At 53.7% G+C, this 15,701-nt stretch carries 18 protein-coding genes; all 18 read right to left on the minus strand.

Going from position 1 to position 15,701, the window contains the following annotated elements; translation table 11 throughout:
* Positions 1–30 precede the first annotated feature (30 nt).
* Positions 31–603, minus strand: coding sequence for a c-type cytochrome (locus ACMAY6_RS08905; protein ID WP_435211092.1), 573 nt, complete (start codon positions 601–603; stop codon positions 31–33).
* The gene (locus ACMAY6_RS08910) at positions 600–1,055 is read right to left on the minus strand and encodes a c-type cytochrome (protein ID WP_435211094.1); all 456 of its coding nucleotides are present in this window, start codon (positions 1,053–1,055) and stop codon (positions 600–602) included. Before ACMAY6_RS08910 ends, ACMAY6_RS08905 begins: the two co-directional genes overlap by 4 nt.
* Positions 1,056–1,059: 4 nt before the next feature.
* On the minus strand, positions 1,060–1,581 hold the full coding sequence (locus ACMAY6_RS08915) for a methylamine dehydrogenase light chain (protein ID WP_435211096.1): 522 nt from the start codon (positions 1,579–1,581) through the stop codon (positions 1,060–1,062).
* Positions 1,578–2,189 (minus strand): redoxin domain-containing protein, encoded by a 612-nt coding sequence (locus ACMAY6_RS08920; protein ID WP_435211098.1) that lies wholly within the window; start codon positions 2,187–2,189, stop codon positions 1,578–1,580. The genes ACMAY6_RS08915 and ACMAY6_RS08920 overlap by 4 nt, the downstream gene beginning before the upstream one ends.
* The gene (locus ACMAY6_RS08925) at positions 2,186–2,710 is read right to left on the minus strand and encodes a MauE/DoxX family redox-associated membrane protein (protein WP_435211100.1); all 525 of its coding nucleotides are present in this window, start codon (positions 2,708–2,710) and stop codon (positions 2,186–2,188) included. Before ACMAY6_RS08925 ends, ACMAY6_RS08920 begins: the two co-directional genes overlap by 4 nt.
* Positions 2,711–3,883 carry an amine dehydrogenase large subunit gene (locus ACMAY6_RS08930; RefSeq protein WP_435211102.1) on the minus strand — a complete coding sequence of 391 codons (1,173 nt, stop codon included), beginning with the start codon at positions 3,881–3,883 and terminating at the stop codon, positions 2,711–2,713.
* A gap of 20 nt (positions 3,884–3,903) precedes the next feature.
* Complete coding sequence (locus tag ACMAY6_RS08935) at positions 3,904–5,325, minus strand: aldehyde dehydrogenase family protein (protein ID WP_435211104.1); 1,422 nt, start codon at positions 5,323–5,325, stop codon at positions 3,904–3,906.
* 227 nt (positions 5,326–5,552) lie between these two features.
* Entirely contained in the window at positions 5,553–7,208 is a 1,656-nt protein-coding gene (locus tag ACMAY6_RS08940) for a sodium:solute symporter family transporter (RefSeq protein WP_435211106.1), read from the minus strand.
* An 11-nt stretch (positions 7,209–7,219) separates the two neighbouring features.
* Entirely contained in the window at positions 7,220–7,462 is a 243-nt protein-coding gene (locus ACMAY6_RS08945; RefSeq protein WP_435211107.1) for a hypothetical protein, read from the minus strand.
* A 60-nt stretch (positions 7,463–7,522) separates the two neighbouring features.
* On the minus strand, positions 7,523–8,626 hold the full coding sequence (locus ACMAY6_RS08950; RefSeq protein WP_435211108.1) for a 2Fe-2S iron-sulfur cluster-binding protein: 1,104 nt from the start codon (positions 8,624–8,626) through the stop codon (positions 7,523–7,525).
* 1 nt (position 8,627) lies between these two features.
* Positions 8,628–9,149: a 1,2-phenylacetyl-CoA epoxidase subunit PaaD gene (gene paaD, locus ACMAY6_RS08955; RefSeq protein WP_435211110.1), complete on the minus strand. Its 522-nt coding sequence runs from the start codon at positions 9,147–9,149 to the stop codon at positions 8,628–8,630.
* A 7-nt stretch (positions 9,150–9,156) separates the two neighbouring features.
* Complete coding sequence (paaC, locus tag ACMAY6_RS08960; RefSeq protein ID WP_435211112.1) at positions 9,157–9,915, minus strand: 1,2-phenylacetyl-CoA epoxidase subunit PaaC; 759 nt, start codon at positions 9,913–9,915, stop codon at positions 9,157–9,159.
* A complete protein-coding gene (gene paaB, locus ACMAY6_RS08965) occupies positions 9,912–10,196 on the minus strand; it encodes a 1,2-phenylacetyl-CoA epoxidase subunit PaaB (RefSeq protein WP_435211114.1) in 285 nt (94 codons plus the stop codon). The genes paaC and paaB overlap by 4 nt, the downstream gene beginning before the upstream one ends.
* A 10-nt stretch (positions 10,197–10,206) precedes the next feature.
* Positions 10,207–11,163, minus strand: coding sequence for a 1,2-phenylacetyl-CoA epoxidase subunit PaaA (gene paaA / locus ACMAY6_RS08970; protein WP_435211116.1), 957 nt, complete (start codon positions 11,161–11,163; stop codon positions 10,207–10,209).
* A 24-nt stretch (positions 11,164–11,187) separates the two neighbouring features.
* On the minus strand, positions 11,188–12,393 hold the full coding sequence (gene pcaF, locus ACMAY6_RS08975; RefSeq protein ID WP_435211118.1) for a 3-oxoadipyl-CoA thiolase: 1,206 nt from the start codon (positions 12,391–12,393) through the stop codon (positions 11,188–11,190).
* Entirely contained in the window at positions 12,386–12,850 is a 465-nt protein-coding gene (gene paaI, locus ACMAY6_RS08980) for a hydroxyphenylacetyl-CoA thioesterase PaaI (RefSeq protein ID WP_435211119.1), read from the minus strand. Before paaI ends, pcaF begins: the two co-directional genes overlap by 8 nt.
* Positions 12,847–13,635: a 2-(1,2-epoxy-1,2-dihydrophenyl)acetyl-CoA isomerase PaaG gene (paaG, locus tag ACMAY6_RS08985; protein ID WP_435211121.1), complete on the minus strand. Its 789-nt coding sequence runs from the start codon at positions 13,633–13,635 to the stop codon at positions 12,847–12,849. Before paaG ends, paaI begins: the two co-directional genes overlap by 4 nt.
* A gap of 3 nt (positions 13,636–13,638) precedes the next feature.
* Positions 13,639–15,681, minus strand: a complete 2,043-nt coding sequence (gene paaZ, locus ACMAY6_RS08990; RefSeq protein ID WP_435211123.1) for a phenylacetic acid degradation bifunctional protein PaaZ — start codon at positions 15,679–15,681, stop codon at positions 13,639–13,641.
* Positions 15,682–15,701: the final 20 nt, after the last annotated feature.

Genomic DNA, 15,701 nt, shown 5'->3' on the forward strand with positions numbered 1-15,701 from the left:
ATCCCCCTGAAGAGGTCATCGCGAAAGGGTTCAGTCGGCCTCGTTCAATTGCGTGTAGTACGAGGCAAGGGCTGTCATCGCAGCAGGCTCAAGGTCTTTCACCACATTCACCATAAGCGGATGATAACGGGTACCACTCTTGAAGGCCTGCAACTGTTTGTCTAAGTAAAGCGCGCTCTGACCCGCCAGAATAGGCCAATCCTTCGTAACAGGGTAACCTTTCATACCGTGGCAAGCATGGCAATAACCGGCCCGGTTTAAACCCTCCTCCACTAAGTTAGCGTTACCGTTATCGGCGACCACCCAGGGCTGCCCCGCATACCAAGTTGCTAGCTCATCGATGTCGGCATCACTGAGCCCCGCCGCCATGCCGTTCATCAGGGCGTTTTTTCGCTCCCCACTGCGAAAAGCCTTTAGCTGTAGGACGAGATAGGGTGCATTTTGCCCCCCAAGGTTGGCGTAGTCGGCATTGATACCCACACCTTCTTTACCGTGGCAAGCCACGCAAGTAGCTAGTGCCTTGGGTTCCGCCGCCAGCGAAGGAGCCCCTAAAATAACCGCTAGCGCTGCCAAACAAGCAGCAAACCTCGTTAGACTTTTCATGACTCTGCTCCTTGTGCCTCCAGTGCAGCAATTTCTGCCAACACCGATGCTCTATGATTTTCGATTTCTTGGAGTGGCTGGGCTCTGAGAACGGCCACTTCTTGTGATGTGTAGGGGACGTAACCTGCCGCCGGCAGACTTACTCCTGCAAAATTATCGATACTCCAGTTTAAGACCTCTGCGAGCTCAGCATCATCAAGTGTGGACAATGCCGAACCCGGGACACGCACCATAAATTCCCGCCCGCGCTGGCTGCGCAGAAAATACCCCATAAAATCCTTTAGGGGTGGAATAGCATTAGCACCAGCGCCGTCGGGGGTGTGACACCCCTGACAAAACATTTGATAGTGGTATTTCGCGCGCTCGGGGTTCATCGCATCATCCGCAGCCAAGCCCGGACAAATTGCCACCATCACGGCAAGCATCAACCCCTTGATCATCGCCCTCGCCACGCCGCTACTCCTCGAATGCCACCCCGACAACCACCGCAGCCGAACAATGGTAAGCCGCACTCGAGGTACCGAGGCACCAGTTAATGTCGTTCGTCTTGTCTGGACGATAAGGCGGTCTATCGCCCTCATCACGCTGACACAAACAGGCGCCGCAACCAGGCTTACCGCAGCAGTCATTGTATGAAATCACGTAGTTACGACCATCGGCCGGATTGTGACAGGTACCAATCCAAGTCACCGGTGACATTTCCGTGCCTGGGGGACAACTGTTGGCGCTGCCCCCGCAACAGCTGCATAGAAAGCCGTCGATGGCGCAATACCGCCAGTAATCACAATCCGTCTCACTCCCGCTCTCCTGTGGCCGGCTCGTGGGCTCGGGCCCCGCAGCACGTGCCACGGGCAGGAGTGGCAGTGTGCTGGCGCCAACAAGCACGCCTCCCAGAGCTTTCAACATGCCGCGACGAGGGGCTTGCTGGGCTGCACTTCTGGCTCGCTGCTCGAGCAGCCGATCAATGAAAGACATCATGATTTGACCTCCACATAAGACGCATCTGTGCGTTTATTCATAAAATCTTGAATCGAAGCCACACCGCGTTCCTTCGCTTCAAAAAGACTGTCGATGTGCTCGCGAGAATTAACGATTCCCAGAGAAGCCACGCGTTGCTGCTCGTCAACCAAAACGGCGTAAGGCAGCTTTGATACGCCATAACTTTTGCCGATAAGTTCGCTGACGACATACGGCAGCGGAATTTCTTTTCGTGCAACATAGCCCGCGTGATCCTGCTGATCGCCATCGCTTACTAACACCACATCCACCCAATCTGCTTCGGCACGTGCGCTCGATAGCAAAGCCGGCATGAGTTCATTACACACCGGGCAATCTGGCGACATAAAAAATAGCAGCTGAGATTTACTGCCAGCACCACCGATACTGACCCGATCCTCAGTGAGGGTTAACGCCTCGAGTGCCGGAGCTTGCGCTCCAACCTCTAAAGTGCGGTTCACCATTAAAGCGCCTGCCGGTGCCACACGTTCGTACAGTACACCAACCTGTCGCAACAACGCATAGTTAACAATGCCCAGGCCAATGACCGCTGCCCACAAAATAATATTTGATACCACCAGAAAACTCATTGCGACCACCCTACCAAACGCTGTCGATTGGCAATGATCTGGTCAGTCGACAAATAGATCAGCACCAAAAAAAGACCTAAGGCTGTACCCAGTGAGATGATTGCCATGGAGTTCAACGATGGGGACTGCGCAGCCACCCCCAACAATGGTGCGGCCACCAACAAATTGCGCAGGACTAACTCGGGACCAATGCGAGTTTCAGCGGCAGGGCCACCGCACCCACAACGCAGATCTTTACGGCCCGCCTGAATTTGGCGCCACATAAATCCCGCATACATGACAAGTAGAAAACTGCAGCCCAGAGCAGCAATTGAGCGGGTAGCGGGAACGAGAAGCGCCAGCGCCAACACCATTTCGGTAGTGCCCACAGTAGTTACCGTCCAGCGCTTTACCGGGCGCCCTAGGTAGGCCGCCATAATGTCGATGTAGTCGGCGGAGTGGCGAAATTTAGAGTACCCCGCATGGAGAAAAATCAGGCCCGCAAACAACGCGATAGCCCCCGTAACCACTGCCAGCAGCATTTACTGAGCACCCCGCAGCAAAAGTGGCGTTTCCTGGCCAAAGCCCGTGATTTTTTTAATGAAGCTCCCGGTCAAGCCGTCATAGAGTTCAACGCTCATATCGGTAGGGTTAGTCACCAGCACTTTAGGCTCCTCGCCTCGACTCACCGCCAGGGACAGTCCCCATGCTTCCAGTGGAATCCGAAGAACACGCCGCCTAGCCTCCGGATCAAAAACCCAAACTTCACTGCCCCCAGCGTTATGCATTCCGTCCACGCCATTGGCCTCGGCGTTCATTAAAAAATAAATACGACCGAGATCATCCTCACCGTCAATACCAATACCCGAGGGCGCCCAGGCCTCCTCTCCCTTACCATAAAGAGGCCAAGACGCCATTGGCAAAGCGGCGCTTCCCGTCATAGCTACAGGCTGCACTCGCCCGTCAAAGGCTGGAAAATACGCAATATTATCCACGACAGCGGGTCGCTCAAAGATCGGCGAATCGTCAGAATCAAAAAACACCTCACTCGTGACTCTCGATTTTTCCGAGCCGTCATCATTTAAAACCACCGTCAGCATACGGCCGTCAGCGCACAATGCACTGAGTCCCATGTCGCCATTTGCATAAATAAAGCTGCATCCTGGAATTGGGATCTCACCCATGACTGTGCGCGTCTCTAGATCGACCAATGTCACCGACGTCGACGGACTGAGATTGAATATGGCCAGCCACCGATCATCCTTCAGAAGTTGTAGCGCCACGCGTTCTGGCATCCCCATGAAACGCTTGCCAGCAGGCAGTATGACCTCGGCAACCGCCGAGAGGTTTGCCGTATCCCAAATGGTCAGTACATCAATTCGGTCGCCACGTGTTCCTCGGGTATGGAAGGTCTCAACGGAAAAAATCTCGCCCCTTGATTGCGCTTCGATAAAAGTCCCCATAAGACTCACAGGAAACATCCCTTGCACCTGCTCTCCAACAGAGTCCTTGGTGGTGTCTAGCACCACAACCTTACCGTCAGACATGTGAAAGAAGGCCGCGTCGTGAACTAAGAACCAATCCGCCGGATAGCGCTCGGGTAGGGTTTCGATGATCCCGGTGGGCTCTACCGCTAGTGGTGGCCGTATTTCCTCTGCACTAACCCACACACTGACGGCAGCCAGCAGTGCGACAAACAAGCTTTGCTTAACCATGATTATCCCTCGCACTGTTATTAACTTTTGGAAATTTGTAGGGTTTGAATATTGGTGTACTCGACGAGCCCGTAACGTCCAAACTCCACGCCAACACCTGACTGTTTGACACCGCCGAAAGGCGCATCGGGTTGAATCATAGCGTGGTTATTTACCCAAGCCGTGCCACACTCAAGACGAGACGCGAGTTTCTGAGCCGCAGCAACGTCGCTCGACCAAACCGAACCACCCAGACCTACAGAGACCGCATTGGCCTTTTTCAGCGCGTCTTCGACATCTGAGAAGCTGACGACCGGTAAGATTGGTCCAAAAGGCTCCTCCTGAACCAGCCGGCTACTCTCGGGTATGTCTTTGACGATTGTCACTGGAAAGAAATACCCAGGCCCCGGCATAGGCTCACCGCCGGTAAGGAAAGTAGCACCGTCGGCTTTGGCTGATTCAGCTAATTCACAAACGCGGTCGTACTGCATTTTATTTTGGATAGGACCAAAATCGGGGCTCTCTGAAGCCGGACCAGTCTTTACGCTCCCAGCAATACCGGCCAGCGCCTCGCACATTTCATCATAGATATCCTCATGGACATAAAGCCGCTTCAGGGCCGCGCAGGTCTGTCCATTGTTGATCATAGCCGTTGCAAAAATTTTGCCTGCTGCCTCTGCTACATTGGTATCGGGCAAGACTATGGCGGCATCGTTGCCACCCAGCTCTAGGGTCAAACGCTTTAAGTTATCAGCGGCCGCTTCCATAATTCGCTTGCCGGTGCGGGTAGAGCCGGTAAAAACAATTTTATCGATATCAGGATGAGACGATATCGCCGCGCCTAGACCGCCCTTTCCAGTGACAATATTCAGAACACCGGGAGGCAGCAAATCGCTGATGAGGTGCATCGCTTTGAGTACCGTTAAAGGCGTGTATTCCGAGGGCTTCGCCACTACCGTGCAGCCGGCTAAAAGGCCCGGAATAATATGCCAACAGGTGATGAGCAGCGGATAATTCCAAGGGGTGATTGAGCCCACCACACCCACGGGCTTACGATGTACTTCAATGCGAGCCTCGTCATTATCCTGAATAACTTCCACAGGTAGGTCTAGGCTCGCGGTGTAACGTATCCATGCCAGACTACCCCCCAACTCAAACATGGCGCCTAGGCCTGCAAAACCGTCGATGGGCTTCCCCTGCTCCTCACTAAGAAGCTGGGCCAACTCTCCAATATTTTCCTCAAGCCTGTCAGCAATTTTCAAAATCAGGGCTCGGCGCTCTTCCAAAGACTGCCCACTCCAGCCGGGCAAGGCCTGCCTAGCCGCAGCAACCGCCTCGTCTAACTGGGCAGGACTTGCTTCGGGAACCGTTGCGATTACTGCCTCTGTGGCCGGATTAAGTACCTCAATTGAGGTTTTAGCCCCTACTGACTTACCGTTTATAAGCATTGAATAATCAGTCATAAATCCCCCAAAATTGTTCTATTCAAAGCCGCGCTTTCGCTTTTTCATCTAGGCGCTTTGCGCGTCCCACACTTCCCTACTGTAAAGGTGGTGGTGTGCCGAAGCCTATCCTATCGATAGGTAACGCGTTATCTTTTTTTGAGTATAACGCTGCACCGCCCTCTCACCAAGCCACCCTAAAGCCATGCTCCCTGACACGAAAATGTGCCGTGACGCAACGAATACAGTCATGCATCTGCCGTTTCTGTTGCTGATGGACCAAACTCCGACCGCACTAGCAAACGAAAGTAATTTTCCCGGTCTATGCCCCCTCTTTCACTGCGGTCGCGCCGAGAGATTATGACCATGACCAAGACCGAGGCCGGCATCGTAAACAAGGCTGGGTAGTCATAGGGAAACAGCGCCTCAGTATTGCCCATCACAGACACCCAAACTTGCGGCCCAAGCACGATGAGAACAATGGACGAGACCAGCCCCACCCCAGCGCCATACAGGGCACCTCGGGTCGTGAAGCCCTGCCAGAATAGCGATAGGAACAAGATTGGAAAGGTCACGGAGGCAGAGACCACCATAGGAATCGTCGCAATAAACGCAATGTTTTCATGCTGAAACGCGATACCCAGTGCGACAGCTGCAAACCCAATGAGCAAAACACTGATTCGAGTTAACCGCAGCTCTGTTTTTGGATTCGGCTTGCCTCTTTTCAGGACCTCTGCATAGACATCGTGAGAGATGGCCGCTGCTCCCGAGAGGGTAAGCCCTGCGACCACCGCCAAAATGGTGGCAAAACAAACCGCGGACATGAAGCCCGTCAAAATGTCACCGCCCATGGCCGTCGCCACGTGAATCGCAGCCATATTGCTGCCGCCAATGAGTTTGCCCTGCTCATTGAAGAATTCTGGGTTGCCAACCACGTACGCAATCGAGCCAAAGCCCATGACTAGGAGCGCAATGTAAAAATAGCCGATGAACAACGACGCGTAATAGGCAGACAGTTTGGCTTGGCGCATATCTGGAACGGTAAACAAGCGCATCAAAATATGGGGTAATCCCACTGTCCCAAACAACATTGAAACCTGAATCGTCAATATCTGTACTGGGTCGTCGAAGATCGATCCAGCCCGCAATATCCCTTCACCGTTGGGGTGATTCGCTGTTGCTTTATCTAGCAAGTTTGAAAAACTGAATTCAGAATTTGCCAGTAGTAACGCGGCTATAAGCGTTACACCTAGTAGCAACAACCCTGCCTTGATGATCTGCACCCATGTCGTAGCCAACATGCCACCAAAGGCAACATAAGCTAGAACGAGACCGCTAACGAGCAAGAGGGCCCACTCGTAGGGCAGTCCGAACAGTAATTGAATGAGCGTACCCGCCCCCACCATTTGTGCGATCAGATACATAATAACGATCAAGATAGTACTGAACGCTGTGACTAGCCTTATGGGATCACGATCTAACCTCTGGGAGATCACATCAATAAAGGTAAAGCTTCCCAAATTTCGTACACGCTTGGCGAACAGAAACATAAATACCGGCCAGGCACCAAAGGCTCCTAAGGAGAGAATCAAGCCATCAAAGCCCCCCACATACATCAACCCTGTAATACCGAGGAAAGACGCAGCAGACATAAAGTCACCCGCAATCGCGAGACCATTTTGAGCGCCGGTTATTTGGCCGCCAGCATTATAAAAAGTTGAACTGGTTTTCGTTGCTTTTGAGGCCCACCACGTCACATACAGGGTAAAGGCAACGAACAACAAGAACATGCCAATGGCAATCGGATTGACCTCTTGACGTACTGGCGCGCCCTCGATCGCGCCTGCAGCCAATAGTAAATCAGAGCACAGGAACAGAGCACTCGCTGTGGCTAACCTACTCACCGAAAGCCGCATTATCGAGCCTCCCGGCGAGACAGCAGCAGAAAAACAGTCTCGAGAAAAATAAACGTCGCGACGAGAACAACAAACATCATGAGCGAGCCGGTCAATCGAGTCTCACCCAAATATCCTCCTAGGCGCTCACCCCAACTGGTCCAGTTGAGCGTAAAGGAAAAATAAAGTACCAGGTGGATCCCGGTAAACAACAGTCGCTGTCGCGTCTTGCGGTGCACCGCTTCAATATTGGCGTCCGTCATTTATTACCTCTTATTTTTATGATGCATCAAACGTCGTGGTCGACAAGTGGTTGCCCCCCGTCAACCTCCAGACCAACGCTTGTCAAAATCGATATGAACGCGTTCAGTGATGGGGTGTGCCTGACAGGTCAGTATCATACCTCGCGCGATTTCATCCGCTGTTAAACCTCGCTGAATATCCATTTCAACCTCACCTTCAACCAACAACGCTTTGCAGGTTGAGCACACGCCCCCTTTGCAGGCGAAAGGTAAATCCAGTCCTAAATTCAAACCTGCGTCCAGCAAATTTTCGCCGTCTGCAGCGATACGCACTTGGCTTGCACGACCATCGTTGACCAAGGTGACGTCGCACATTTTTCCCGAAAAAGCTTCTGCACGAGCATGGTGTTTGGCAACGCGCTCTGCTGCATCCTCGGCTGAACTTCCAAAAAGCTCATACTTAATTTTATCTTCAGGAATTCCGCTACCACGCAGGCCTCTGGACACTTCCGAAATCATGGACTCCGGACCACACAGAAAAAAACCATCAAACCCCTTTAGATCGAGCACTTTGCGACTCAACTCAGCCCCTTTTTGGTTATCGATACGACCATTGAGCAGCGGCGCATCCTGCGTCTCCCGACTCAGTATGTTGATCCAGTTAAAACGCTGCAGGTACTGGTTTTTGAGAAAAGATAATTGCTGGCGAAACATAATGCTGGCGGACCGTTGGTTACCGTACAGAAGTGTCGCCGACGTACTAGGATCCGCTTCCAGCGCCGCGGTAAGCATAGATATGATGGGGGTGATACCCGAGCCAGCGGCGATAAATAAAAAATTGGTGTCGCTAGCCTCCATGACCGGCAGCGCAAAATTGCCCTGTGGAGCCATCACATCTAGGGTCATACCGCTGTGCACATGCGTGTTGGCAAAGTTGCTAAATACGCCATCATCGACCCGCTTAATAGCCACCGTCAGGCGCCCAGACGACGGCGGAGCACAAATAGAGTAAGCACGTGTGACCGGAGCATCATCAATGACAGCTCGAAGCGTCAGATACTGCCCCGCCTGATACGCAAAAACATCCTCAAGGTTTGAAGGCACTTCAAAGCTGACGCACACCGCGTCAGCCGTTTCAGGGACAACGCTGGCAACTTTAAGTGAGTGGAAGGTCGCATTGCTCATATTAAAGGGCCTTAAATACGTCAAAGGGCTCGTGGCAAGCAACACACCTAAAAAGCGCCTTACAAGCTGTTGATCCGAACTCACTAATGATCTTGGAATCTGTACTGCCACACTGTGGGCAGGCAATACTCCCTGCCTCCGGCGAAGCAACGCCATAGGCTGACATTTTCCGCCGCGCTTCAGGAGTCAACCACGCGGTAGTCCATGCCGGCGCTAAACGCGTTTCTACCGTCACTTGATCGTATCCCGCTGCGGTGAGAGCAGCCCGGGCGTCCTCTTCCATAATTCCTAAAGCAGGACAGCCAATATAGGTTGGCGTCAGAACGAGCTCTACCGTCTCGCCATTTCGACTAATGTCCTGCAACACCCCTAACTCGTACAACGAAATGACGGGGATCTCCGGATCCATGACGCTATCGAGCAAATCCCAAAGATCAGGCACTGGCGAATCCTGTCGGCGCCTGCGCCGCGCCAGCTCTTCGACGGGCAACAGTGGAATACAGCTGGCTTTTGGGACGGTCACTAGAGGATCACCACTGCAAGCCCGGGTAAGCACGCTGCATAAATTGCATTTCAGCCAAAAGGAATCCCAGATCGTCGGTGTGTATGCCTTCCCTGCCGCCAGTAACTCCTCCTTGTGGCTGCGGCAGAGTCAGAGTGGCTGCGTGCAATGTTTCCGTCACCGTCTCAAGCCATGTCAACCGCAAACTTGCGGGGTCAACCGCAATACCCGACGCAATGAGACCGTCCAGTAACGCATCTCGCTCAAACATCTCATCGGTGTAAATCCAAAGCTGCTCCAAGGCATTTTGGCAGCGCTCATGGCTCTCGGCAGTACCGTCGCCCAAGCGCAGCATCCAATCCCGGCTTCGGCGCAGGTGATACCGGCTTTCTTTCTCCGCCTTAGCCGCAATCGCCGCGAGCCGGCTATCGGTGCTTTTGCACAGCGCTTGAGTGAAAGGTAGCGAAAAAGCGTCGTAGAGAAACTGACGACTCAAAGTAAACGCAAAGTCACCACGAGGCAGCTCACACAAGAGCAGGTTGGTAAAATCTCTGACATCGCGCTGATAGGCAAAAGTATTTTCAGTCACCTCGCCCCCCATGAGCTCAGCGCCATACTGATAAAACAAACGGGCCCTTCCTACAAAATCGAGTGCCACGTTGGAGAGTGCGATATCTTCCTCAAGAAAAGGGGCTCGGCTCATCCACTCGGACAAGCGATGACCCATGATTAACGCATCGTCCCCCAATTGGACGACGTAACGTGTCAGCGGATCTTTGAGCTTCATAAACTGTCGACTCCTTCTGGCAACTCATACATTGCAGCATGACGATAGGGTTTATCGTCCAGAGGGTCATAAAAACTCTCACAGTCGCTTTCTTGAGACGCTGTCACATCACGTGAAGCAACCACCCAAATACTGATGCCCTCCCCGCGACGGGTGTAAACATCTCGGGCGTATTCCAAAGCCTGCTGGGGGTCGTCGGCGTGCAAACTGCCAACATGCTTGTGGTCTAGTCCCCGACTGGAGCGAATAAAAACCTCATAAAGCTGGAGTTGGTCAGACACAGCTACCTCCTCAGGCCACTTCCGCAGGGGGAGTTCGTTGCTTGGCGTCGAAGGCTGCCATGGCTTCACGAACCCAGGCCCCCTCTTTGTGTGCGTCTACATGATGTGCCAATCGCTGGCGATTGCAGGGGCCATTACCGGATACAACGCGCTGAAATTCCCGCCAATCGATTTCACCGAAGTCGTAGTGCCCTCGTGCTTCATTCCAATGAAGATCGGGATCAGGAACAGTGAGACCAATGGCCTCCGCCTGTTGCACAGCCTGATCAACAAATTGCTGTCGCAACTCGTCATTGCTACGCCGCTTTATTTTCCATTTCATAGACTGAGCCGAATGTGCTGACTCTGCATCATGGGGACCAAACATCATGAGGGAGGGCCACCACCAACGGTTGAGTGCATCCTGTGCCATATCCTGCTGCAGTTCTGCACCCTGCATGAGCGTCATCATGATGTTGTACCCCTGACGCTGATGGAAGCTCTCCTCTTTACAGATTCTGACCATGGCGCGGGCATAAGGCCCGTAAGAAGTGTTTTGCAGAGACACCTGATTAACAATCGCTGCACTATCGACAAGCCAGCCGATGGCACCAATATCAGCCCAGGTCAACGAGGGATAATTGAAGATGGAAGCGTATTTGCTTGCACCGGTGTGCAATCGATCAATCAACTCGTCGCGGGTCACTCCCAAGGTCTCTGCCGAGGCGTACAAATACAAACCATGCCCGGCCTCGTCTTGCACTTTGGCCATTAAAATAGCTTTCCGCTCTAGCGTCGGGGCACGGGTAATCCACTTCCCCTCAGGCTGTTCCCCGATTACCTCGGAGTGAGCATGTTGGGATATTTGACGAATCAAATTCTGCCGATATTTTTCTGGCATCCAGTCTTTGGGCTCGACCTTCTCCTCCGCGTCTATGCGAGATTGAAAATTCTGCTCGTTGGAAACCATAGCTATACTGTCTCTCATGCTCTACACCCACATTCAGTCGTTTTAAACACGTTCAATAATTAGCGCTATTCCCTGGCCAACGCCAATGCACATCGTGCACAAGGCATACCGTCCATGATTGCGCCGTAGCTCATAGGCAGCCGTTGTTACTAGTCTGGCGCCGCTCATTCCTAGTGGATGACCCAAGGCGATCGCGCCACCATTTGGGTTTACGTGACGAGCATCGTCAGCAAGGCCCAAAGATCGCGTCACCGCGAGGGCCTGTGCCGCAAAAGCCTCATTGAGCTCAATCACATCCATCTCGCCTAGGGAGAGACCCGCTAGCGCTAGCACTTTCAGCGTGGCCTCATAAGGACCATGACCCATAATTCTGGGTTCGAGGCCAGAAGTTGCCAGTGCCAATACCCGCGCCAAAGGTTCCAACCCTTGTGCCGAAGCTGCCGCCTCAGACGCCAGCAGCAGGGCGCAAGCGCCGTCATTAACGGTCGATGCATTGCCCGCCGTAACAGTGCCGTCCTCTCGAAAAGGGGTAGGCAGACTGGCTAGCCGCTCTAGTGACGTGTCCTTCCTGGGGCCCTCATCTGCGGTTACTTTAAGCGCTTCGCCTTTGCGCCTAGGAATCACTACCTCTGTGATTTCTTCCTGAAGCCGCCCCTCATTTTGAGCCGCGATGGCCCTTTGCTGCGAGCGCAAAGCAAAGGCATCTTGATCAGCTCTCGATATATCAAATTGTGTCGCGAGGTTCTCTGCAGTTTCAGGCATTGAATCGGTGCCCCAGCGCTTCTTGAAGGCAGGGTTCACAAAACGCCAACCAATGGTCGTATCGTAGGTCTGCAGGTTTCTGTCAAATGCCGAATTGGCCTTGCCTGTCACGAAGGGCGCGCGACTCATAGACTCAACGCCACCGGCAATAGCAAGGTTGATCTCACCGCTCTTTATAGCGCGGGCCGCGGACCCGACGGCATCAAGGCCGGAGCCACACAAACGATTGAGTGTGACCGCAGGTACTTGCTCTGGCATGCCCGCTAGCAGGGCGCTCATTCGCCCAACATTTCTGTTGTCCTCTCCCGCCTGATTCGCGCAACCCATCCAAATGTCATCAACAGCCAACCAGTCTGTGCTCGGATGACGAGCCATCAATGCAGCCATCGGTATGGCTCCCAAGTCATCGGTGCGTACAGCAGATAAGCCTCCCCCATATCGCCCAATGGGTGTTCGAACTGCATCGCAAATAAACGCCTCAATCATTTGGAACCTCTACTGAATTTGGCGGAACAATGGCATCGCCTATTGTGGTCGAGTTACCACGGAACTGCGCTACGCACTCACCCGTTTCGTTAGTCACTGTGACATCGTAGATGCCCGTCCGTTTAGCCTGATGAACGACCGATGCTGTCGCGAGCAGTCGCTCACTCAATTTGGCCGGCCGTAAAAAATCGATGCGAGCACCCGATGCAACGGTGACGAGATTGCGGCTATTACAGGCATAGGCAAAGGCACTGTCGGCCAGCGTAAAAAGATAGCCGCCGTGACAGATTCCATGCCCGTTGACCATTTGCGCTTGCACCGTCATTGCCATTTGCGCACTACCTAGATCAACGCTGATGAGCTCCATGCCCAAAGCCTGGCAAGCACGGTCACTCTCCCACATTGCGGCAGCGGCGGCTGCAACTTCGGCTGAGGCTGAGGCTGAAAATTTGCTCACTGACCTTTGTACTCCGGCTGCCTTTTTTCCAAAAACGCCGCTACCCCTTCAGCGTAGTCATCAGTAAACCCCGCAGTGCGCATTAAAGTCTTTTCAAGCTCCAACTGCTGATCTAGGGTATTGGTCGTTGAGGCGGCAAACGCTTGTTTAGTATAGGCAAAACCCAGAGTCGGCTGGGTAGCTAGGTGCTCTGCCAACGCCATAACGGTGTCCATTAGCTTGCTATCTTCCACGACCTCCCAGATGAGACCCCACTCCTTGGCCTGGTGCGCAGAGACTTTAGGCATGAGCATGGCCATTCCCTTGGCACGGGCCATACCCACCATCCGCGGCAGGTGCCAGCTACCGCCCGAGTCGGGTATGAGCCCGAGCATGGCAAAAGACTCCACGAACTTGGCAGACTCAGCCGCAAACACCAAATCGCAGGCCAGGGCCAGATTAGCGCCAGCACCAGCAGCCACACCGTTTACCGCGCAGATAACGGGCTTTTCCATACGGGTAATGCGACGGATTAGGGGGTTGTAGAATTTCTCTACCGACGCCCCCAGGTCAACGCGCTCACCGGGAGCCACGTTACGGTCATTCAAGTCCTGCCCAGCGCAAAACCCACGGCCAGCACCAGTAATCACCACAGCACGTATTGCCCGGTCCTCTGCCGCTGCCTCCAGCACTTCCGCAACCTCACCATGCATGGCTGCCGTAAAGCTGTTCAGACTGTCAGGCCTATTCAACGTGAGGCAGGCAACGCCGTCCGCGACGGCGTATTCGATGTGCTCATAAGGCATTTTTCAAGTCTCCTGCCGCTCAACCAACGTCAGAATGTCGTAGACGGCCACCGGCCCCCCATTCTGGTTGGTAACCTCAACCGCCCACACGACAACGCCATTAGGCTTCTCATCGCCCCGCTGCGCTTTCTTAATTTTTCGCTTAACGGTCAGCTTGCACTGGATTGTGGTTCCTGCAGGCACCGGCTCTACAAAACGCAAATTCTCCAGTCCGTAGTTGGCGATAACCGGGCCCGGCGCCGGGTGGACAAACATGCCTGCAGCCGCTGAAATCACGAAATATCCGTGGGCTACACGTTGGCCAAAGAAAGAATCTTTCGCCGCAATTTCGTCGAAATGCGCATAGAAGTGGTCGCCACTGACGCATCCGAAATTAACAATGTCGGCTTCCGTCACCGTTCTCCGGTGCGTCACTAAGGTCTCGCCAATTTCCAACTCTTCAAAGTACTTTTTAAAGGGGTGCACAGCATCATGAATTTCTTTAGCGCCGCGATGGTATTCCCGCGTAATCGCCATCAACGTGGTCGGTGAACCCTGAATCGCGGTGCGCTGCATGTAATGCTTAATGGCTCTCGCGCCACCGAGTTCTTCGCCTCCACCCGCCCGGCCCGGCCCACCATGAATTAAGTTGGCAAGCGGTGCACCGTGCCCTGTCGACTCTCCAGCGCAATCGCTATTGATAATAAGCATGCGCCCATGCCAGGCCGCGGTACCTAAAATTACGGCGCGAGCCTCCTGATCGTCTGCGGTGAATAGCGACCCTACTAGCGACCCCTTACCCATCCTCGCAAGTTCAACGGCATCATCGAGGGAGTGGTAAGGCATTAACGTTGCAACGGGGCCAAAGGCCTCCACGCTGTGCACGACGTTTGCGCTAAGCGGCTCATCGCACCGTAGCAGTGTCGCGGGATAAAACGCACCGGCGTTATGGGATAGCCCCGCCAATGGCATGTCCTCCTCGCCCCCGGCCACTACAGTGGCTTCGCCACAAAGCGCCTCGACTTTTGCCCTGACATCCTGCGCCTGCTCGGCACTGACTAACGCGCCCAGGCGCACTTCTTCCAGTGCGGGATCTCCAGCAACGGTCTTAGCGAGTCGCGCTTTCAGCGCTTCGGCTACTTGTTCAATTAGGGCATGAGGAACAATGACACGGCGAATCGCCGTACACTTTTGCCCTGCCTTAGAAGTCATCTCGCGAACAACTTCCTTCACAAACAGCTGGAATTCGGGATCTTCTGCCTTAACCGACTCACCGAGAATTGCGCAGTTTAGGGAATCGGCCTCCATAGTAAACGGCACGCTATTGACCAGAAGGTTTGGATGATTTTTAAGTGCCTGGCCCGTACTTGCCGAACCCGTAAGGGTCACTACGTCTTGCTCGTTCAGGTGGTCGAGCAAATCACCCACGCTGCCGCATACGATCTGTATAGCGCCCTCAGGGAGCAAACCTATGTTTATAATTTCTTCGACCACCGCCTTGGTCACATACGCTGTAGGTGTTGCTGGTTTTACAATGACAGGCATACCCGCAAGGAGACTGGGCGCTATTTTCTCCAGCATGCCCCACACGGGAAAGTTGTAGGCATTGATGTGAACGGCAACTCCCGGCTTGGAGGTCAGAATGTGCCGACCCACGAATGATCCGTTTTTTGACAGCGCCTCCATATCCCCTTCGATCAGCACTGAATCGTTGGGAAATTCCCGGGTGACCAGGCTCGCGTAGCTTAAAACGGTACCAAAACCACCCTCAATATCGGGCCAAGCATCCGCCCGGGTAGTACCCGTTTTGAAGGAGAGCTCATAAAACTGCTCTTTCATTGCCATGAGCCGCTTGGCAGTTTCTTTGAGCGCAGCGGCACGCTCGTGGAAGGTCATCGCACGCAAAGCCGCGCCACCTATCCTTCGCCCATAGTCAGCCACTTGCACCATGTCGATGCCAGTGGCGTCAACCGAACAAACCGGCTCTCCCCGGACCGCGTCGACAACCGGCCGGCCTTTTCCAACACCTGACACCCAGGCGCCCATGACGTAACTTTGAAGCTTCATAACGCTGACTCATCTTTCTC

This window comes from Luminiphilus sp. nBUS_16 (assembly GCF_051201645.1).
Taxonomy (GTDB): domain Bacteria; phylum Pseudomonadota; class Gammaproteobacteria; order Pseudomonadales; family Halieaceae; genus Luminiphilus.